The following is a 20,815-nucleotide window of genomic DNA, read 5'->3' as shown; positions in this document are numbered from 1 at the left end:
CGAGTCGGAACAGGGGGACGCAGGGGCGATGAGAGCCGAGAACGACCTGCAGGCGACACCCATGGGCTGCCCCTTCGGCTGCGTGCCGGTCCGCAGCGGGCTGCGCGGTGCCCCCAGCCGGGCCGGGACATCCCGCGCCCCGGCGCCCGGCATGGGGGCCGAGGCCTCGCCGCTGGCCGCGCGCGACGACCGCGCCGAGATCGCGCAGCGCATGCCGCAGATCCTGACCCGCAGCGATCCGCAGTGGCGGGCCGCCTGCCTGGCGCGGGTGGCGCATATCCCCTCGGGCTACACCTATCTCGCGCAGTTGATGGGTCACGACATGGGCAGCAGCGTGCAGGCCGACAGCGTGCCCTGGTCGCGTGCCGCCGAGGACGAGGATGCGCCCGTGCAGCCGGTGCGGCGCTACAACCTGATCGACAATCCGCTGACGCTGGAAACCGTCTACGGCCCCGGCCCCTCGATGCTGGCCCATGTCTACGACCCCGAGACCTGGCTGTTCCGGCTGACCCCGGGGGCGCGGCTGGCGCGGATCTATGCACGCGGTCTGAACGGGGTCTCGGACCCCGATCCCCGGCCCATCCGCGCCCTCTACGACGAACGCAACCGCGATTCGCTGATGCTGCACGAGCTGGTCGTGGCCTGGATGCAGTTCCACAACCGCAATGCCGGCGCGCTGATGGCCGCCGGGCTGGAGCCTTACCGCGCCTATGTGCTGGCCCGCGCCCATACCGTGCGCTGCTGGCACCGGATCGTGACCGAGGACCTGCTGCCCCGCTTCCTGCACCCCGAGATCGCCGCCCTGCCCGCCCTGCCCCGCGCCTGCGAGCTGGACGAGACCACGCTGCTGCACGGGCTTTGCCGCGCCTTCCACGCCCTGCCGCTGGCGGCCTATCACCTGGGCCGGTCGGGGCTGCACAACCTGGGCGCGCTGCTCAAGCGCGGCTATGCGGTCAGCGAGGCCGAGACCGACTGGCAGATCGACTGGCCGCTGTTCTTCGGCGCGAAACCCGGCGGGCCGTCCAGCGGCATCTCGGCCAGCGTGGCGCCCGAATTGCGCGCGCCGGTCACGGCAGCGGCGATCATCGCGCTGGACACCGATTCGGCGGCGCAGGCCGGATCGCTGCGCCCCGGCAACGCCTGCCTGGCCGAGGCGGTTGCCGCCCTGCCCGGCGATTGGCCGGCACGGCTGGCGCCCGCACGGCTGGCCGCCGATTTCGCCGCCGCGCATCCCGAGGCGCCGATCCGCCTGGACGCGGATGTCCTGGAATGGGGGCCGCTCTATCAGTTCCTGATGGTCGAGGCGCAACTGCACGGCTTGCAGGGCGGCTTCGGTCCGCTGGGCAGCGCGCTGCTGCGCGGCTCGGTCGCGGCGTCGATCCGCCGCGTGGTGCTGGCCGCCGAAGGGCCGCGCAGCGCCGCCCTGCCCCGCCCCGCCACCATGCTGGAGCTTATCAACCTCGTCCGGGAATGACGGAGAACACCATGACAGGGAACAACAAATACATCATCATCGGGGCCGAGGTCGATCAGGCCGAGGCCTTCCTGCACGACGACGGCAACATCACCGACAAGAAGGGCGCCGACGGCGTGCCCCTGAACGTCGAGTTCATCGGCCGGCTGATGGTCGAGCTGTCCCAGCGCGGCCGCTCCGGCGTGCCCAAGGCCGAACTCGACGCGCTTGAGGAACGGATCAGGCGCGCGCTGGTGGTGCAGGACTTCTCGACCCAGAGCGGCGGCGCGGCGCTGACAGAGGCCGAGCGCCAGCAGATCCTGGACGGCACCACCGTCCGCATCGAGTTCGAGACCCGCCGCCGCGGCCGCAAGAAGCCCGACCGCAACACCCGCATCCTGGTGGTGCCCTCGGACGAGACGCTGGCGATCACCGACGCGCTGCTTGGCGCGCAGGGCCATGCCGACGGCTTCCGCCCGCCGCTGTCCTATGAGCTGGACCGGGCGCTGATGCTGGCCAGCATGAAGACCGAGATCCTGGAGATGGTGCGCGAATTCGCCGGCGAGAACCACCCGGACTGGACCTCGGCCCTGCAATCGGCGCTGGAGGACCACATGGAAAAGGCCATCGCCAGCCGCAGCCGGTTCAAGGACGGCGCCGGCCAGCCGGCCAAGGACGTCAAGAACGAGATCATGTCGAGCCCGAGGCGCGCCTTCCACCGCTCCGTCGGGATCTATGCCACGAACATGTGCCGTTAAAAATCTGGTAAGAAAGAATTTTTATTGGATGCCGGCGCAGAGGCCACCCTGGAAATCGGTGACGGCCAGAAAGGGGTGTGTCCGCCCGTATTGCGAAGCGCGACGCGGTTCCGGTTACGGGACCGGGTCGCGCTGCACGGGTGTTTTCGGCGGCCTGCCAAAGGGGGTCGCCGGTAAAGAGCTTTTCAGGCCCACACCGGCGATGATCGCGCCGTTTGCCGCTGCGGCGGCTTGGGAAAAGCCATCTCGGCCATGCCGAAGCCGCATTGCGGGCCCACCCCTGGGTTCGCTCCGCCGCATGGGCCCGTCCGGGGCTAGACGGGAAAGCGGCTGCGGGCGGCGGCGGTCTGCTCCAGCGTCTCGCGCAGGGCTTGCCGCCATTCCTCGCGCCGCAGCGGAAAGACCGCCAGGAACCAGTCCAGCAGCTGCGCGTCGCTGGGCTGGGGCGGGCCGTGCCATTGCAGGCGCAGCTCGGCCAGATAGGCGTCGTAGCGCCGCGCGGCCGCTTCCGCCTCGCCCATCTGCCACAGCGCCGCCGCGTGCCAGCCGCCGACGGTCGGCATCAGCCCGCCGCGGCCGTCGCATTGCCGGGCCGCCAGGCCGTGGTCGCCGCGCAGATAGTCCACCGCGGCCAGGTAGATCTGGTGGAACGGCTCCATCACCTCGGCATGGCTGCGCGCCTCGGCGGCCAGTGCGCCGGCCTTGTCCAGGTCCCCCGAAAAGGCGAAGCCGAGCGCGCATGAGGCCAGCGTCAGCGGGCTGTTGCGGTTCAGCGTCAGCGCCTGGTCGAAATGGAACTCGGCCAGGTCGAAATAGCCCAGGTGGCAGAAGCACCAGGCCAGCACCCGATGCGCGCGCGTGTCCAGCGGGTCCGAGGACACCGCGACGATGGCGTGATGCATGGCGTCGCGCTTCAGCTCCTCGGTCAGGACGGTGCCGGGCAGAAGGACGTGGCGCACGTTCAGCGCCCCCGCCAGTTCGGCATGGGCGGCGCCGAAGCGGGGCGCCTCTTCGGTGATCCGGCGCAGGATCGCCAAGGCCTCGGCCTCGGTCTCGGGTGACCAGCGGTCCAGCAGTGCCTGCGCCTTCAGCCAGCTGTCGTAGATGCCCGAGCCGGAATCGGCCAGCGCCCGGTCCGAGACCACCACCGACAGCGCATTGGCGATGTTGGACAGCAGGATGCGCACCTTGCGCTCCCAGTCGGTCTGCGGCTGGTCGATCCATTCCGACCAGGCCAGCTGGCCGCCGGCGCCGCGCTTGACCTCGACGAAGAAGCGCAGCGCATCCGGCAGATAGAACGGTTGCAGCGTGACGCGCACCTGCGCCGGCGTCGGGCCGTCCTCGATGATCGACCATTCGCGGAACCGCGCCATGCGCATGCGCAGGTCGGCGAAAAGCACGTTGGTCAGGCTTTCCAGCTCATGCGCCCGGCCCTCGGCCGGAAGCAGCGCGACCGACATGCCGACCTGCGGCGCGCGATCCCGGGGCTGGGCGTGGCGGCCGCCGCCGGCCGGGTCCAGCTTGATCGCGGCCAGCAGTTCGACCGTCTCGGCCTCGGGTTCCTGGTCGAAGGCCTCGTCGAGATGGGCGTAAAGCGTGTTGTAGCGCTCGATGGCGCGGGTGGCGTGGCCGGCCTGCCAGTCCAGCCGCATCAGCAGCCGGGCGGCGTTCTCGTTCGCGGGCTCCAGCGCGACGGCGAATTCGGCCAGGGCCCGCTGCCGGTCGGGCTGATCGCCGCCCAGTTCGGCCAGCCTGCGGTCCAGCACCCGGCGCACCGCCGCCAGCAGGTTGGTCCGGGTGATCGCCAGCCAGCTGTCGAACGAGGCGCTGGTGCCCTCCAGCTGCACGGTCTGGTCGATGAGCAGCCGGACGCGTTCGGCCTCGTCGGCATCCCATTCGGGGGTCGAGAGCCGCGCCGCCAGCGCCTCTTGCAAGACGAATCCCGGCGGCAACCGCAGCGCGATCTTGCCGGCGCTGGTTTCCAGCGCCAGGCCGGGGAACTCGGCCATGGCGCGGCGGATATGCTTGACCGCCTGCCGGTACGAGGCCGAGGCCTTGTGTTCGTCCGACTGCTGCCAGAACAGGTCGCTGACCTTTTCGGTGCGATGGACCGGGGCGCGGTCGGCGAGAAGGAAATAGAGCAGTGCCCGGGCCTTGCGCAGGCGCAGGGCGTCAAGAAGCCGCAACAGGTCCGCGAGCTGCATCCTTACCCCAAGCCAGAACCCGCGGCCGCAACCGCCGGTCATCAGAACCACGAGGTTTCCTCATACCCCAGCCGCCCGCTTCGGTCCATTGCGGCGCGGCATCGGACGCGGCAGCGGCGGCGAACGGCCGAGGCGGTGTCAAAATCCGGTGCGTCGCCCTTTCTGGGCCAGACATTCGCCTGCAGCAAGACGGGCGCAAGACCTTCCTGTTCCAGGCCGCGGCAATCCAGATTGGGGGACGACGTGCTTGGCCTGATCGAGGAATGCGGGTTTGCACCCGGCCGCGGCCGGAACGCGCTGCCGCGCTGGCCCATTCCCCCGGCACGGCGGAAACACCGCCGGGCCGCCTGCTGCCGGGAAATATGAACGAGGCTGTGGGCATCGCATGGTCGCAGCGGGCGAGTGCGGCGCGACATACATTCTCTGCCGCTGCGGCTGGCCTGCGCGGATCGTTCTCGCCTGAGGGCGAGGTCTACGCGGACGTCCATCCCGCCCTTTTCGCTGCTGAATGAGGCGGCATCCCAGCTAGGAAAAAGGCCCGAGGCAAATGATCCCGGCCCAGGCCGCGATCCTGGATGTCGTCATCGCTTTCGCAGACGGCGCTGCGCCGCGCGCTCGCCCAAACGCGCTGGACCTGCGCAGGGCGCATCTGGGGCTGTGATGGCGACGGTGGCCCAAGAACCATGCTGCCGCCACGGCCATACACGGCGGGGCGCTTCGTCGGGCCGCTGATGCATATGCCGACGGGCGGCGAAAGGGAAAGATGGCCCCGCGATTCTGGTCGCACAACCCGCCGGAACGCCGCTTCCGTGCGGCCCGGTCCGGGCCCTTCACCCCGGCATCAGGTCGAGGCGCTTTTCCTTCTGCGCAGAATGTGCCACGCACGGCGCCGCGGCGCGGTAACCGCACTGCACGATGCCCTGCGGTCCTGCAGCCATCTGGCGGCGCCGAAGGGCGGCCGGTCGCGCAGAACTCGGCCGCCGAGCCGATGCGCCCCGAGGTGCGGGCCGAGATCTATGGCCTGCCGATGCAGGTGCTGCGCGAGAATGGCGAGGCCGTCGCCGTTCCCGCCTGAAAAGGGAAGCGGAAGGGATGGCCATGCTGCGCGCGTTCTTCGCCTATTACCGGCCCTGGATGGGGCTTTTCTGGCTGGATTTCGGCTGCGCCGTCGTCTCGGGCCTGCTGGAGCTGGCCTTTCCGCTGGCGATCACCGGCTTCATCGACCACCTGCTGCCGCAGGGCAACTGGACGCTGACCGTGGCCGCCGCCGTGGGCCTGCTGCTGCTCTACCTGGTGAACTCGGGGCTGATGGCGGTGGTGGTCTATTGGGGCCACAAGCTGGGCATCAATATCGAGACCGAGATGCGCGCCCGCGCCTTCGACCACCTGACGCGGCTGTCGTGGCGCTGGTACGACCGCGCCCGCACCGGCAAGCTGGTCGCCCGCGTCACCCGCGACCTGGAAGAAATCGGCGAGGTCGCCCATCACGGCCCCGAGGATGCGATCATCGCGGTGATGACCTTCATCGGCGCCTTCGCGCTGATGTTCCTGATCCATCCGCAGCTGGCCTATATCGTGGCGCTGATCGTGCCGGCGATGCTGGCGCTGATCGTGATCTATGGCGGCAAGATGACTCAGACCTGGCGCGCGATCTATGCCCGCGTCGGCGATTTCAACGTGCGGCTGGAAGAGGCCCTGGGCGGCGTCCGCGTCGTCCAGGCCTTCGGCAACGAACACCACGAGAGCGCGTTGTTCGCCAGCGACAACCGAAATTACCGCGCGACGAAGCTGGAGGCCTACAAGATCATGGCCACGGTCTCGGCGCTGCAATACATGGGGCTGCGGCTGGTGCAGGTGGTGGTCATGGTGGTCGGCGCCTGGTTCGTGCTGCAGGGCTCGCTGACGACCGGCGGCTTCGTCGGCTTCCTGGTGCTGGTCGGCGTCTTCTATCGGCCGCTGGAAAAGATCGCCGCGGTGATCGAAACCTATCCGCGCGGCATCGCCGGCTTCCGCCGCTATCAGGAGCTGCTGGCGACCGAGCCCGAGATCGCCGATGCGCCCGACGCCATCCCGGCGCCGGCGTTGCGCGGCGACATCCGTTTCCAGGGCGTGAGCTTCGCCTATGACGCGACGCGGCCGATCCTGCAGGGCATCGACCTCGACATCCGCGCCGGCGAGACGGTGGCCTTCGTCGGCCCTTCGGGTGCGGGCAAGACCACGCTGCTGGCGCTGCTGCCGCGCTTCTATGACCCGACTGCGGGACGGATCACCGTGGACGGGATCGCGCTGGACCGGATGCAGCTGAACAGCCTGCGCCGCCAGATCGGGCTGGTCAGCCAGGACGTGTTCCTGTTCGGCGGCACGCTGCGCGAGAACATCGCCTATGGCCGGCTGGGCGCCACGGATGCCGAGATCATGCAGGCCGCGCGCCAGGCCCAGCTGGGCCCGATGATCGAGACCCTGCCCGAGGGGCTGGACACCATCGTCGGCGAACGCGGGGTGATGCTGTCGGGCGGGCAGAAGCAGCGGGTGGCGATCGCGCGGGCGTTCCTGAAGAACCCGCCGATCCTGATCCTGGACGAGGCGACCTCGGCGCTGGACAGCCAGACCGAGCGCGAGATCCAGGCGGCGCTGGACGCCCTTGCCGTGGGGCGCACCACGCTGGTCATCGCGCATCGGCTGGGGACCATTCGCCACGCCGACCGCATCGTCGTCATGGCGGGCGGCCGCATCGTTGAGACCGGGCCGCATGAGGGGCTGATTGCCCAGGGCGGGGTCTATGCGGGGCTGGCGCGCTGACGGCACCCTTGCGGTTTCGAGTGGGAAACGGCGAAGCGGCAGGCGCATCGCCTGGCTAAATTGGTTATTTGGGGAGCAAAGAAGCGGTGAGGCTTCGCGCGGAGAAAAAGGAACGGCCAGCCGGGTTGGGCTGGCCGTCGGTCGTTCGGGGCTTGCGGACGCCGTAGGTTCTTTGGACTCTTGGGATTTCTTTTTGTCTGAAGGGGTGATTCAAGTTTCCCGTTGCATGGAGGTTTGCGATGGGAGTGTTGGATCGGCTTGTGCTGTCGGACGGGCAATGGGACCGGCTTTCGGCGCATATCATCGGGGATGAGCGGACGCGCGGCATCAGCGGGCGCGACAATCGCATGTTCGTCGAGGCGGTTCTGTGGATCGTGAGGACGGGTTCGCCGTGGCGCGACCTGCCCGACGTGTTCGGGTCGTGGAACAGCATGTTCCGCCGTTTCAGCCGGTGGAGCTGCAAGGGATCTGGTGGCGGATATTCGCGGCGATGTCGGATGACGCAGACTTTGAATACCTGATCGTGGACAGCACCATCATCCGCGCCCATCAACACGCCTCCGGTGCAAAAAAGGGGCTGAAGATCAGGCCCTTGGCCGATCCCGTGGCGGCCTGAGCACCAAGCTCCACATGGCCGTCCGGGGCCTTGGCTGCCCGATCCGCTTCACCCTGACCGCCGGGCAGCGAGGAGATGCGCCGCAGGCCGAAGCCCTGATCGCAGACCTGCCCGCCGAGGTTATCATGGCCGACACCGCCTATGACAGCGACCGCCTGCGCGAGACGGTTGCACAGAAAGGGGCTGTCGCCGTTATTCCAAACAACCCGTCGCGCGCCCGCAAGTATCCGCTCGACCGGCATCTCTACGCACAACGGCAGTTGATCGAATGTTGCTTCTCAAGGCTCAAGCAATTCCGAAGGGTCGCCACACGATACGAGAAAACCGCCAGAAATTACCTTGCTGTCGTCACCATCGCAGCAATCGTCCTATGGATCAGGTAAATGTCCAAAGAACCTACAGTCAGGACTCACAACCAATAGATGACGGTGACTGCCAAGGCGCAGGCTGAGAGAAACAGGATCGGGCAGCGATCATAGCGGGTTGCAATCCGACGCCAGTCCTTCAGTCTGGCGAACATGTTCTCGATCCTGTGGCGTTGACGGTAGAGGTCGGCGTCGTGTGGGATCGGCACCTTCCGGGCTTTCCGGGATGGGATACAGGGTGAAATCCCCATGTCGATCAGCGCATTGCGAAACCAGTCGGCATCGTCGCCCCGGTCGGCAAGCAATGCCCCGGCTGGAGGGATGGAGGACAGGAGCGCCCCCGCCCCGATGTAATCCGAGGTCTGCCCCGCCGACAGGAACATCCGGATCGGACGGCCCTTCGCATCGGCCAGGACATGCAGCTTCGAGTTCAGTCCGCCTTTCGTGCGCCCGATCAGCCGTCCGCGTCCCCCTTTTGGAGCCCCAGGCTCGATGCCGTCCGGTGCGTTTTCAGATGTGTCGCGTCGATCATCACCGTGTCGGTTTCCTGCGCCTGCCCGGCCAGTTCGGTCATGATGGTGGCAAACACCCCCATCCGGCTCCAGCGCTTCCAACGGTTGTAGAGCGTCTTCGCGGGACCATAGGCGGCAGGCGTGTGCTTCCACATCAACCCATTGCGTTGAATGAAGATTATGCCGCTCGGCACGCGCCGGTCGTCAACGCGCGGCCTGCCTCGTGATTTCGGAAAGAACGGCCGTAACCGCTCCATCTGCGCATCGGTCAGCCAGAAAAGTTCGTCCATCATCCCTCTTCATGTCGGGAGGGTAGAATCATGACGTTAGACTGCGCTCAAGTGAATTTATGGGTCCTGACCGTAGAAGCTGCGCGAGACCGAGAGCTTGAGGTTGCGGCCGGGCGCCGGACCGGTGAGCCAGGTCGCGGGCGTGTAGTCGCGGTCGGTGACGTTGTCGACGCCCATATGGACCTCGATCCCTTCGAGCTGGCCGCCCTGCGGTTTCCAGGTCGCGAAGATGTCGTGCACGCCATAGCCCGCGCGGCGATCCCCGTCCGGCTTGTCGCGGCCCGCGGCGAGCGTGCTGCGCAGGCCGATGCGCCAGGCGTCGCTGGCCTGCCAGATCGCCGAAAGCGTCAGCCGGTTGTTCGGCAGCGTGTCGAGATCGGCGCCGTCCTGGTCCTCGCCGTTCACCACCGAGACCGCGGCGCCCAGTTCCCAGGCCGCGATGGAATAGCTGGCCTCGATCTCGCCGCCGCGCAGATAGGCGCGGTCGATGTTGACATAGGCCGGCGTCGGCGCCGGCGCGTTGGTGCGCACGATCATGTCGTCGATATGGTTGCGGAACAGCGTGATCTTGACCACCGCTTCGTCATCCGCGGCCAGCACGCCGCTGCCGCGATAGGATAGGCCCAGCTCGATGTTCTTGCCCTTCTCGTCCTTCAGGTCGCCCGAGGGCGCGCCGCCCATGAAGCTGTCGTAGAGCTCGTCCACCGTCGGCATGCGGTTCACGAAGGCTACCGAGCCAAAGACCGACAGGCTGTCGTTCAGCCGGTAGATGGCGGCGACCTGCGGTTCGATCGATTCCGAGTTGTAGTCGTCGTCGGTCACCGTGACCGAGGACTTCGGCTCGGTCCGCTGCTTTTCATAGCGCAAGCCGGAGTTGACCGTCAGATTGCCCCAGGTCAGCTCGGACAGCGCATAGGCGCCCCAGCTGCGCGTATAGGCCTCGGGGTGCGAGCTTGACGGCACGCTGGAGGAGCGGTCCTGCTTCAGCACCTCGGCACCGGTGGTCAGGTGATGGTCGTAGCCGGCGCCCGACAGGTCCGCGACGTTGCGTAGCTTGAATTTCCACAGTCGGTAGTCGCGCGCGCCCAGAAGCGACTCCATGATCGGCTCGTCCGGGTCGTCGCCCTGCCGCACGTCCTTGAGCGTGTTGGTATAGGACAGCGTCGCCGTCAGGTCGACATAACGGTTGTCCTGCGGGTTCCAGCCCCAGATCAGCCGCGCGGTCTGGTCGCGGGTGGTGATGTCGCCGACGCCCCAGCCGGGGAAGCCCGGGAAGAGCCCGGCCTGCGCGCCTTCCAGCTGGTTGAAGTCCTGGTCGTCGCCCTTGGCCTCGAGATGCTGGTAGGAGAAGGCGACATATTGGTCGCCGAAGCTCTTCTTCGCCTTCAGCAGCAGGTTGGGCGTCCTGGAATTCGCGCGCACCGTGGTGTTGCCGTCGGCGTCCTTGGTGTCGCCCAGCTTGCGCCAGGCGAAGGCGGCCATGGCCTCGAAATCCTCGGCCGGGCGCCAGCCGAGCGCGACGCTGCCCAGCACGGTGTCCGGGTTCGAGGCATAGCCGAGCTTGGCCTTGCCGCCGAAGCTCTTGCCCGGGGCGATCAGGTCGCTGGCCTCGATGGTCTCCATGGCGATCACGCCGCCGAGCGCGCCCGAGCCGTAGAGCGTGGACGAGCCGGGGCCCCGCAGCACCTCGACCTGGCGCAGGAAGTCCGGTTCGACGAACAGCGCGCCCTGGCGATAGGATTCGTAGTATTTCTTCTCGCCGTCGATCAGCTGGACGATGCCGGCCTCGGAGGCGGCGGCGCTGGACGAACCGAAGCCGCGGATGTTGAAACCCTGACCGAAGAAGCTGCCCGAGCCGACGCCGGCGACGCCCGGCACGGTCGACAGCACCTCGCCGATATGGGTCGCCTCGATGTCGTCGAGCTGCTGGCTGTCCACCACCGAGACGGATTGCGGCACCTCGGAGGCGACCTTGGGCTTGCCGGCGCGCAGCACCAGCTGGTCCAGCACGAAGGTTTGCGGCGCGGCGTCCTGCGCCAGCAGCGGGGTCCAAAGCGTCAGGACGGTCAGGCAGGTCGAGCCGGCAAGCAGCGCGCCGCAAAGCGGATGGCGTGTCATGGTTCCTCGTGGACAGACGGGAAAAGTTTCCGGCTGGCCCGGGGGCTGGCATCTTGCGCGGCCTAATTTATTCTTAGTAAAACTGTCAATGATTCCTTGCTCCATCCGGTTCGGAGCCCTTGCAGCCCAGCAAAAGGCATGACCATGAATCCCTATTCCCCCGAAGACCTGCGCCGCCGGCTGGCCGAGGACGGCGGCCGCCCCTACGACCTGGCCGAGCGGCTGGGCGTGCCCGAGGCCGCCCTGGTCGCGGCCCAGGTCGGCCATGGCGCCACCCGCATCGACGCCCTGCCCGGCCGGCTGATCCCGCATGTGCAGGCGCTGGGCGAGGTGATGGCGCTGACCCGCAACCGCTCTTGCGTGATCGAGAAGGTCGGCACCTACAACGACTTCCACGACGGCGACCATGCCGCGATGACGGTGGATCCCGAGATCGACCTGCGCATGTTCCCGCGCCATTGGGTGCATGGCTTTGCCGTCGAGAAGGCGGGCGATGCCGGCATCCGCCGCTCGGTCCAGGTCTTCGACGCCGCGGGCGACGCGATCCACAAGATCCACCTGCGCGAGGGCTCGGACCTGGCGGCCTGGCAGGCGCTGGTCCGCGCGCTGGCGGTCGAGGACCAGTCCGACAGCGGCAGCTTTGCCGCGCGCGAGCCGGTGGAGCCGGCGAAATCCGCGCCCGAGCGGGTCGATGTGCTGCGCCGCGAATGGTCGGGGATGACCGACACGCATCAGTTCAACATCCTGATCCGGCGGCTGAAGATGAACCGGCTGGGCGCCTATCGCATCGTGGGGGCGCCCTTCGTGCGGCCGCTCTCGGTCGAGGCGGTGCCGGCGCTGATCGAGCGGGTGCAGGCCGAGGGCGCAGGCGTGATGATCTTCGTCGGCAACCAGGGCTGCATCGAGATCCATTCGGGCCGGTTCGAGGTGCTCAAGCCCATTGGCCCCTGGCTGAACGTCATGGACCCGCGCTTCAACCTGCACCTGCGCGGCGATCACGTCGCCGAGGTCTGGGCGGTCGAGAAGCCGACCAAGCGCGGCCCGGCGCTTTCGGTCGAGGCCTTCGATGCCGAGGGCGGGCTGATCTTCCAGTGCTTCGGCCTGCGGCCGGAAAAGGGCGGCGACGCCGCGGCCTGGTCGGCGCTGGTCGCGGGCCTGCCGGTGCTGGCCGAGGCGGCGGAATGAGACGCCGCGCCCTGGCCCTCGCCCCTGCCCTGGCCCTTGCGGCGCTGGCCCTGGGCGCCCGGGCCGAATCCTGGCCCGAGGCGCGGCGCGTGCTGCCGCTGGGCGGCTCGGTAACGGAAATCGTCTATGCTCTGGGGGAACAGGACCGGCTGATCGGGCGCGACACCACCTCGAACTGGCCGCCCGAGGCCAATGCCCTGACCGATGTCGGCTACCTGCGCGCGCTGTCGCCCGAAGGGGTGCTGTCGGTGTCGCCCGACCTGATCATCGCCGAGCCCGGCGCCGGTCCGCCCGAGGCGGTCTCGGTGCTGAAATCGACGGGCGCGCCCTATGTCGCCGTGGACGACAGCTTCGACGCCGAGGGCGTGCTGCGGAAGGTGGACGAGGTGGCCGAGGCGCTGGGGGTGGCGGAAAAGGGTCGCATCCTGCACGAAAAGCTGGCCGCGGACCTGGCGGCGGTGGGGGACCGAGCGGCCGCCGTCGACACGCCGAAGAAGGTGCTTTTCGTGCTGTTCCTGCAAGGCGGCCGGGTCACGGCCGGCGGCACGGGCACGGCGGCGGACGGCATCATTCGACTGGCAGGCGCCGAGAACGCCATGCCGTCGATCCAGGGCTACAAGGCCCTGACCGACGAGGCGGTGATCGAGGCCGCGCCCGACGTGATCCTGATGATGCAGCGCGGCGATCCCGAGGCGGATGCCGCCGCCAACGGCGCCAGCAGCGAAGCCGATGCGAAACGGGCGGCGCTGGCCTTTCCGGCGCTGGCGCAGACCCCCGCCGGCCGCAATGGCGCGCTAGTGATGATGGACGGGCTGAAGCTTCTGGGCTTCGGCCCGCGCACCGGCGAGGCGGCGGCAGAGCTGCACGACCTGATCTACGCGGGGGGCTGAATGGTGGCCGCCTCACCCGCGCGCCTGCGGATCGAGGGCGACCGCAGCCATCGCGCCCGCCGGCTGAGCCTGGCGCTGGCGCTCTTGCTGGTGGCGGTGGCGCTGCTGTCGCTGGGCTGGGGCGCCTCGGGGACCTCGCTGACCCGGGCGGTCTCGGACTGGACGGCGGGGCGGGAACTGGCGGTGCAGGACCGGGTGGTGCTGCTGGACATCCGGTTGCCGCGGGTGCTGATGGGCATCGTCGTCGGCGCCGCTCTGGCGGTTTCGGGCGCGGTGATGCAGGGGCTGTTCCGCAACCCGCTGGCCGACCCGGGCATCGTCGGCGTCAGCGCCGGCGCCTCGCTGGCGGCGATCGCGGCGATCGTGCTGGGCGGGGTGCTGCCGGCCTGGATCGCGGGGCTGTTCGGCTGGTATCTGGTGCCCTGCGCCGCCTTTTTCGGCGGCTGGGCCACGACGCTGATGCTTTACCGCATCGCCACGCGGCGCGGACGCACCTCGGTCGCGACCATGCTGCTGGCCGGGATCGCGCTGGGGGCGATCATGGGCGCGCTTTCCGGGCTGCTGGTGTTCCGCGCCTCGGATTCCCAGCTGCGCGACCTGACCTTCTGGGGCCTCGGCTCGCTGGCCGGGGCGAACTGGCCCAAGCTGCTGGCCGGCGCGCCGATCATGGCGGCGGCGCTGGTCTTCGCCCCCTGGCTCGCCCGCGGGCTGAACGCGCTGGCGCTGGGGGAGGCGGCGGCCGGCCATGTCGGCATCCGCGTGCAGCGGGTCAAGAACCTGGCCATCCTGACCGTGGCCGGCGCCACCGGCGCCGCGGTCGCGGTCTCGGGCGGGATCGGCTTCGTCGGCATCGTGGTGCCGCATCTGCTGCGGCTGGCCAGCGGGCCGGACCACCGCCACCTGCTGGTGAACGCGGCGCTTCTGGGGGCGCTGATGCTGCTGGTCGCCGACATGGTCAGCCGCACCGTGGTCGCGCCGGCGGAGCTGCCCATCGGCATCGTCACCGCCATCATGGGCGGGCCGTTCTTCCTGTGGATCCTGCTGCGCAACCGCGGAGTGCTGGACCTGTGAGCCTGCTCGCCACCGACATCTCGGTCAGCCTGGGCCGCAAGCCGGTGCTGCACGGCGTCTCGATCCGGGCGCGGGCGGGCGCGATCACCGCCATCGTCGGCCCGAACGGCTCGGGCAAGACCACGCTGATGCGCTGCCTGACGGGCGAACTGGCCTGCGCGGGCAGGATCACCCTGGGCGGGCGCGACCTTGCCGCGATGCCGCCCCAGGAACAGGCCCGGCGCCGGGGCGTGCTGCCGCAATCCGCGGCGCTGTCCTTTCCCTTCACCGTGGCCGAGGTGGTCCGCATCGGCCTGGAAGCCCGGGGCGAGCGGGCCGAGGCGGTGGTGCCGCCGGCGCTGGCGGCGGTGGACCTGCCCGGCTTTTCCGGCCGGCTGTATCAGGAACTGTCGGGCGGCGAGCAGCAGCGGGTGCAACTGGCCCGGGTGCTGGCGCAGGTCTGGCAACCGGTCGATGGCGACGGCCCACGCTGGCTGCTGCTGGACGAGCCGGTCAGCAGCCTCGACATCGCCCATCAGCTGACGGTGATGCGGCTGGCGGCGGGCTATGCTCGGGCCGGCGGCGGCGTGGTCGCGGTCATGCACGATCTGAACCTGACCGCGCTTTTCGCGCAGAGCCTGGTGCTGATGAGCGCCGGCCGCGTCCTGTGCCAGGGCGGCCCGGCCGAGGTGCTGACCGACGACAACCTGTCCTTGGCCTATGGCTGCCGGCTGCGCGTCAACACCGTGCCCGAAAGCGGCATCTGGGTGCTGCCCCACGCCGCCGCCTGACCCTCGCCGGACCCGCGCGCGCCCGGCCTGCGACCCAAGGCCGCGCCCGGATTTACAACCGCGACCCGCGCTCGCCATATTGGACGTGACGGGCGCGGGCGCGGGGAGGATGCCGGAATGCATGCGATGGTCCTGGAACAGATCGGCGCGCCCCTGGTCTGGACGGAACGACCCGACCCGCTGCCCGGTCCCGGTCGGATCCGCGTCCGCGTCGCCGCCTGCGGTGTGTGCCGCACCGACCTGCATGTGGTGGACGGCGAACTGCCGCAGCCGCGCGTGCCGATCGTCCCCGGCCACGAGATCGTCGGCCGCATCGACGCGCTCGGCCCCGGCATCCAGGGGCTGCGGCTGGGGCAGCGGGTCGGCATCCCCTGGCTGGGCCATACCTGCGGCGCCTGCCCCTATTGCCTGGGCGGGCAGGAAAACCTCTGCGACCGGCCGGGCTTCACCGGCTACACGAGCGACGGCGGCTATGCCACCGCGGTCGTCGCCGATGCCCGCTTCGCCTTTCCGCTGGGCGAGGAAGGCGCGGACATGGCGCTGGCGCCGCTGCTCTGTGCCGGGCTGATCGGCTGGCGTGCGCTGACCATGGCCGGTCAGGGCCGGCGGCTGGGACTTTACGGTTTCGGCGCCGCGGCCCATATCGTCGCGCAGGTGGCGGCCTGGCAAGGCCGTTCGGTCCATGCCTTCACCCGGCCCGGCGACCGCATGTCGCAGGATTTCGCCCGCAGCCTGGGCGCCGACTGGGCCGGCGGTTCGGACCGGCCGCCGCCCGAGCCGATGGACGCGGCGATCATCTTCGCTCCGGTGGGCGAACTGGTGCCCGTGGCGCTGCGGGCGGTGCGCAAGGGCGGCCGCGTGATCTGCGCCGGCATCCACATGAGCGACATTCCCGGCTTTCCCTATGCCCTGTTGTGGGAGGAACGCCAGATCGTCTCGGTCGCCAATCTGACGCGGCAGGACGGGGTCGATTTCCTGACGCTGGCCCCGCGCATCGGCATCCGCACCCGCACCACCGCCTATCCGCTGCGCGAGGCGAACCGGGCGCTCGCCGACCTGCGCGCCGGCCGTTTCGACGGCGCCGCGGTGCTGGTGCCCTGACCGTCCGGACCGACCGCAAAAGGCGCTGGCGTGATCGCGCCTGATGTCGCCGTGCCGCAATGGTGGGCAAAGGCTTGGCGGCAGGGCCTTTTCACCGCCCTGGAACGTGCCGGCGGCTGTCGGGCGGCCGACGGCGGCGGAATGTTTCGCGGGGCTGGAACAATTCGACCTCGACCCGGTTACGGGCGGCATCGAATGAGGTGCAGGATAGGAGGAGACGATGAACCAGCAGAACCAGGACCAGAAACCGGGCCAAGGTCAGGGCGGTCAAGGTGGCGATCAGGACCAGCGCGGCGGCCAAGGCGGGCAGCCTGGCCAGGACCAGCGCGGCGGTCAGGGTGGCCAGGGTGGTCAAGGCCAGGACCGCGATCAGGGCAACCGCTGACGGCCCATGCAGGAGACGGCGGCGGTTCTCCCGCCGCCGTTTCTGTTTTTCAGATGGTTATATGAGATTTCTCGATTTTTTCCAAGAAACGCCCCTCAGCCGCTGCCCCGAGCGTCATTGAGCGCATCCGCCGCAGCATCCCGACCTGTCGGCCGGGCGCCGCATAGGTGCCGGGAACATTTCTGATCCGCAGCGGTTCATCCGACCCGAAGCCGACTCGACCGGCGATGTCCCTCTCGCGCCAGACGGCCGGAAGCCTGCGGTCCTTCGCGGCCGTGGGCTGGCGGCTTCGGGCTCTGGGCGGCCGGTTTGTCCGGGCGATGGCCCTCGCGTCGCCGGTTCGTCCCACCCGGCGAAAGCTGCGGCGGCCGCCTCGATGGCTCTTCTCCTGACCGGCGGGGAACAAAACTGGCGTCCGCCGGGTTTGGCGAATCCCCGGCCCGGCGGCCCGTGCCCGTCGCGCGCCGGTCTGGAAGGAGCCCGGACATGACCGCCACCCTTGCCGTCCCGCACCGCCATGGCGCTTGAAACCTATCGCGAGAAGCGGGATTTTTCGGCCACGCCCGAGCCCCGCGGCGGACGGCGGCGCAGGACAGGCCATGCCTTCGTGATCCAGAAACATGCCGCCACCCGACTGCATTACGACTTTCGGCTGGAGCTGGACGGCGTGCTGAAAAGCTGGGCCGTCGCCAAGGGTCCCAGCCTGGTCCCTGGCGAAAAGCGCCTGGCGGTGCATGTCGAGGACCACCCGCTGGAATACGGCGATTTCGAGGGCACCATCCCGAAAGGCGAATACGGCGGCGGCACCGTTATTCTTTGGGACCGCGGCACTTGGACGCCCGAGGGCGATCCGCATCAGGCCTATGCCAAGGGACATCTGGAATTCACCCTTCACGGCGAAAAGCTGGGCGGGCGCTGGCATCTGGTCCGCATGCGCGGCAAGCCGCGCGAAAAACGCGAGAACTGGCTGCTGATCAAGGGCGAAGACGATTTCGCCCGCGGCGAGGACGCGCCCGACATCCTGGAAGAGCGGCCGGAATCGGTCAAGACCGGACGGGTGATCGCCGATGTCGCCGGCGAGGCACCGGGCTGGTCCTCGAAGACCGGGCGTATCCGCAAGACGTCGGCCCGGGCTGCAAAGACTCCCGAGCCGACGCCCGATCCTCGCCCAAGCCCGGACCCACCCGAGCCGGCACAGGTCAAGGGCGCCCGCAAGGCGGCGATGCCGGGCTTCGTCCCGCCGATGCTGGCCACGCTGGTCTCGGCCGCGCCGCAGGGCGACCGCTGGCTGCACGAGATCAAGTTCGACGGCTATCGCCTGCAGGCCCGCATCGAGGCCGGGCGGGTCAAGCTGCTGACCCGCAGCGGGCTGGACTGGACCGCGCGCTTCGGCAAGGCGGTGCCGCAGGCGCTGCGCGACCTGCCGGTCGGGTCCGCGATCCTCGACGGCGAGTTGGTGGTCGAGACCGACGCCGGCGCCTCGGATTTCTCGGCCCTGCAGGCCGATCTCAGCGCCGGGCGCGACGACCGCTTCGCCTTCTACGCCTTCGACCTGCTCTATCTGGACGGCTACGACCTGCGCGGGGCGGCGCTGGTCGAGCGCAAGGCGCTGCTGGCGCAGTTGCTGGGCGCAGAGGGCGGGCCGTTGCGCTACAGCGGCCATTTCGACGAAAGCGGCGCCCTGGTGCTGCGCCACGCCTGCCGGCTGAGCCTGGAGGGGATCGTGTCGAAACTGCGCGACGGCCCCTATCGGACCGGGCGCGGCAAGTCCTGGGTCAAGTCGAAATGCTCGGCCCGGCAGGAGTTCGTGGTCGCGGGCTATGTGCCCTCCTCGGTCTCGCGCAGGGCCATCGGCTCGCTGATCCTGGGCGTCTATGGGGACGGCGGGCTGGAGCATGTCGGCCGGGTCGGCACCGGTTTTTCCGCCGCCGTGGCCGAGGACCTGTTCCGCCGCCTGGAACGGCTGCGCATCCCCGAAAGCCCGTTCGCCGCGCCCCTGACCGCCGAAGAGGCGCGGCAGGCCCGTTTCGTGCGCCCCGAACTGGTGGCCGAGGTCGAGTTCCGCGCCTGGACCGCCGACGGCCACCTGCGTCACGCCGCCTTTCGCGGCATCCGCGAGGACAAGCAACCGGAGGAGATCGTGCGCGAAACCGCCAAGCCGGCCGCCAAGGTCCCCGCCCCCCAGCGCCGCCGGGTGCGGCTGACCCATCCCGACCGGATCTATTGGCCCGCCGAAGGCGTCACCAAGGAAGGGCTCGCCGATTATTACGCCGAGGTCTGGCGCCATATCTCCCCCTGGATCACCGGCCGCCCGCTGGCCCTGCTGCGCTGCCCGAACGGCATCGAGGGCGAGAAGTTCTTCCAGAAGCACGCCTGGAAGGGCATCAGCCCGCATGTCGTGCAGGTGCAGGACCCCAAGGATCCCCAGGGCGAGCCGCTGATCGCGATCGAGGACCTGGACGGGCTGATGGGGCTGGTGCAATCCGCGACGCTGGAGATCCACCCCTGGGGCTCGACCCTGGCCGATTGGGAACGGCCGGACCTGATCACCATGGACCTGGACCCGGGCGAGGCGGTGGAGTGGTCGGCGGTCATCGCCGCGGCGCGCGAATTGCGCCGGCGGTTCGAGGATCACGGGCTTTCCGCCTTCGTCAAGACCTCGGGCGGCAAGGGGCTGCATGTCGTGGCGCCGCTGCGGCCGCAGGCGGAATGGCCGGCGGTCAAGGCCTTCACCAAGGCCATGGCCGATGCCATGGCGGCGGACGACCCGGACCGCTATGTATCGACCATCAGCAAGGCCAAGCGCCGCGGCAAGATCCTGATCGACTATCTGCGCAACCAGCGCGGCGCCACCGCGGTCGCCGCCTATTCCACCCGCGCCCGGCCTGGCGCCGCCGTTTCGGCCCCGCTGCGCTGGGAGGAACTGGACGAGGGCATCGGCCCCGCCTGGTTCACCATCCAGAACATGCCCACCCGGCTGGCCACGCTGGCCGCCGACCCCTGGGAGGGCTTTCGCGCCGCCGCCGTGCCGCTGAAGGCGCCGAAAACCGGGCGGAAGAAAGCCTAGCGCCGCTTGCCCTTGCTTTCGGCGGCAATGCTTTTCTTCAGCGCATCCATGATGTTGACGACATTGCCCGCCGCCGGGGGCTTATCCGCCTTGGGCTTCGCCGCACGTTTGCGTCCCTTGGCCTTGGCGGCGATGATATCCAGCAGCCGGTCCTGCACCGGGTCCGCGACCATGGCCGGATCCCAGGGCGCCTTGCGTTCGTCGATCAGCCGGGTTACCAGCTTCAGCAGCCCGGCATCGACCTTGCCTTCGTCGATGTCCTGGAAATAATCCGCCTCGGGCCGCACCTCGTCGCCATAGCGCAGGGTCCACAGCACGATGCCCTTGTCGCGCGGCTCCAGCATCACCGCGCGCTCGCGGCGATAGAGCACCAGCCGCGAGATGCCCACGGTTCCGGTTGCAGCCATGGCGTCGCGGATCACGCAAAAGGCCTCTTCGCCGATGGGATCGTCGGGCACCAGGTAATGCGGCTTGTCGTACCAGATCCAGCCGATGGAATCGGCGGGCACGAACATGTCGATGTCGATGGTGCGGGTGCTTTCCAGCGCCACCGCGTCGATCTCGTCATCCTCGAGCAGGACATAGTCGTCCTCGCCGCGGGGATAACCCTTGACCGCGGCGTCTTCGGCCACCGGCTTGCCGGTCGCGGCATCGACATACTGGCTGAGAACGCGATGGCCGGTCCGGGCGTTCAGCGTGTGGAAGCGCAGCTTCTCGCCCTCGCCGGTCGCCGGCATCATCGACACCGGGCAGGTGACCAGCGACAGCTTCAGATAGCCTTTCCAGAAGGAACGCGGTGCCATCAGGGTGAGCCGCGACTGGCTGCGGGCCCGCGCCCAGGCAGGTCCGCGGCCTTTGCCGCGTCCATGCGGTTGCGGGCACTGTCCTGACGCTGCCGGGTGTCCAGCCCGCGCGGATGCGAATGCCACGTATCGTCGCGGTTCGAAAGCACTGCATTCGCGGTCATGCGCTCGCCCTCTTCCGGAGCCAGCCCGCCCGACGCATGACCCTGTCCTGGTCCTGCCGGCCTGCGCCGAATGTCTTGCGGCTTGCATCGGCCATCGCTCGTTCCTCCTGCATCAGGGCTGGTCCGGGTCAACCGCCGAACGCCGCCATTTGTTCCTGATGCCAGGCGGAACCGATCGCTCTTCCGGAAGTTGATCTCTTCAAGCGGGTTTCTAGCCATAGCGACTCGCCTTTTGCATGATCATGCGGTGCATGACACCGGTGA

15 protein-coding genes and 1 pseudogene are annotated in these 20,815 nt (G+C 69.1%); 11 read left to right on the top strand and 5 right to left on the bottom strand.

Annotation, left to right across the window (positions count from 1 at the left end; all coding sequences use genetic code 11):
• Positions 1–28 precede the first annotated feature (28 nt).
• Together JCM7685_RS17650 and JCM7685_RS17645 are read left to right on the top strand one after the other, a co-directional pair.
• On the top strand, positions 29–1,474 hold the full coding sequence (locus JCM7685_RS17650; protein ID WP_074970314.1) for a peroxidase family protein: 1,446 nt from the start codon (positions 29–31) through the stop codon (positions 1,472–1,474).
• A gap of 11 nt (positions 1,475–1,485) precedes the next feature.
• Complete coding sequence (locus tag JCM7685_RS17645) at positions 1,486–2,211, top strand: hypothetical protein (RefSeq protein WP_074970312.1); 726 nt, start codon at positions 1,486–1,488, stop codon at positions 2,209–2,211.
• A gap of 314 nt (positions 2,212–2,525) precedes the next feature.
• On the opposite strand, the gene JCM7685_RS17640 is transcribed toward JCM7685_RS17645, so the two are convergent.
• On the bottom strand, positions 2,526–4,415 hold the full coding sequence (locus tag JCM7685_RS17640) for an AfsR/SARP family transcriptional regulator (protein ID WP_074970368.1): 1,890 nt from the start codon (positions 4,413–4,415) through the stop codon (positions 2,526–2,528).
• Positions 4,416–5,289: 874 nt separating this feature from the next.
• Between JCM7685_RS17640 and JCM7685_RS19705 the strand changes: the two genes are divergently transcribed.
• From JCM7685_RS19705 to JCM7685_RS17630, 3 genes and pseudogenes are all read left to right on the top strand, one after another.
• A complete protein-coding gene (locus JCM7685_RS19705) occupies positions 5,290–5,490 on the top strand; it encodes a hypothetical protein (protein ID WP_139218131.1) in 201 nt (66 codons plus the stop codon).
• Between the two features lie 23 nt (positions 5,491–5,513).
• Positions 5,514–7,214 (top strand): ABC transporter ATP-binding protein, encoded by a 1,701-nt coding sequence (locus JCM7685_RS17635; protein WP_074970365.1) that lies wholly within the window; start codon positions 5,514–5,516, stop codon positions 7,212–7,214.
• Between the two features lie 239 nt (positions 7,215–7,453).
• Positions 7,454–8,213: pseudogene (locus JCM7685_RS17630) on the top strand (IS5 family transposase).
• A 26-nt stretch (positions 8,214–8,239) separates the two neighbouring features.
• Here the strand turns inward: JCM7685_RS17630 and JCM7685_RS17625 are convergent.
• Positions 8,240–8,997 (bottom strand): IS5 family transposase gene (locus tag JCM7685_RS17625; protein ID WP_100526130.1). Its coding sequence is split into 2 segments (ribosomal slippage): positions 8,240–8,679 and positions 8,679–8,997, totalling 759 coding nucleotides; the frame shifts between segments, so codons are not numbered across the junction.
• A 57-nt stretch (positions 8,998–9,054) separates the two neighbouring features.
• Positions 9,055–11,115, bottom strand: a complete 2,061-nt coding sequence (locus JCM7685_RS17620; protein WP_074967542.1) for a TonB-dependent receptor domain-containing protein — start codon at positions 11,113–11,115, stop codon at positions 9,055–9,057.
• Between the two features lie 144 nt (positions 11,116–11,259).
• Here JCM7685_RS17620 and JCM7685_RS17615 point away from each other — a divergent pair, with 144 nt between their 5' ends.
• The 5 genes from JCM7685_RS17615 to JCM7685_RS17595 all read left to right on the top strand — a co-directional run bounded on the left by JCM7685_RS17615 (position 11,260) and on the right by JCM7685_RS17595 (position 16,132).
• Complete coding sequence (locus JCM7685_RS17615) at positions 11,260–12,300, top strand: hemin-degrading factor (protein WP_074967663.1); 1,041 nt, start codon at positions 11,260–11,262, stop codon at positions 12,298–12,300.
• Positions 12,297–13,190 (top strand): heme/hemin ABC transporter substrate-binding protein, encoded by an 894-nt coding sequence (locus tag JCM7685_RS17610; protein ID WP_074967544.1) that lies wholly within the window; start codon positions 12,297–12,299, stop codon positions 13,188–13,190. Before JCM7685_RS17615 ends, JCM7685_RS17610 begins: the two co-directional genes overlap by 4 nt.
• Complete coding sequence (locus tag JCM7685_RS17605; RefSeq protein WP_074967546.1) at positions 13,191–14,261, top strand: FecCD family ABC transporter permease; 1,071 nt, start codon at positions 13,191–13,193, stop codon at positions 14,259–14,261.
• Complete coding sequence (locus tag JCM7685_RS17600) at positions 14,258–15,031, top strand: heme ABC transporter ATP-binding protein (protein ID WP_074967548.1); 774 nt, start codon at positions 14,258–14,260, stop codon at positions 15,029–15,031. Before JCM7685_RS17605 ends, JCM7685_RS17600 begins: the two co-directional genes overlap by 4 nt.
• A 117-nt stretch (positions 15,032–15,148) precedes the next feature.
• The gene (locus JCM7685_RS17595) at positions 15,149–16,132 is read left to right on the top strand and encodes a zinc-dependent alcohol dehydrogenase family protein (RefSeq protein ID WP_074967551.1); all 984 of its coding nucleotides are present in this window, start codon (positions 15,149–15,151) and stop codon (positions 16,130–16,132) included.
• A gap of 91 nt (positions 16,133–16,223) precedes the next feature.
• Here JCM7685_RS17595 and JCM7685_RS19940 read toward each other — a convergent pair whose 3' ends face one another.
• Positions 16,224–16,487, bottom strand: coding sequence for a hypothetical protein (locus JCM7685_RS19940; protein ID WP_170848919.1), 264 nt, complete (start codon positions 16,485–16,487; stop codon positions 16,224–16,226).
• A 547-nt stretch (positions 16,488–17,034) separates the two neighbouring features.
• Here JCM7685_RS19940 and ligD point away from each other — a divergent pair.
• Positions 17,035–19,584, top strand: coding sequence for a DNA ligase D (gene ligD / locus JCM7685_RS17590; RefSeq protein WP_074967553.1), 2,550 nt, complete (start codon positions 17,035–17,037; stop codon positions 19,582–19,584).
• On the opposite strand, the gene ku is transcribed toward ligD, so the two are convergent.
• Positions 19,581–20,387: a non-homologous end joining protein Ku gene (gene ku / locus JCM7685_RS17585; protein WP_074967555.1), complete on the bottom strand. Its 807-nt coding sequence runs from the start codon at positions 20,385–20,387 to the stop codon at positions 19,581–19,583. The genes ligD and ku overlap by 4 nt on opposite strands.
• Between the last annotated feature and the right edge of the window lie 428 nt (positions 20,388–20,815).

The sequence above is a fragment of the Paracoccus aminovorans genome, from assembly GCF_900005615.1.
In the GTDB taxonomy this organism is placed as follows: domain Bacteria; phylum Pseudomonadota; class Alphaproteobacteria; order Rhodobacterales; family Rhodobacteraceae; genus Paracoccus; species Paracoccus aminovorans.
Note: the sequence above shows the minus strand (reverse complement) of the source record. Positions and strands in the feature narration are given on the sequence as shown.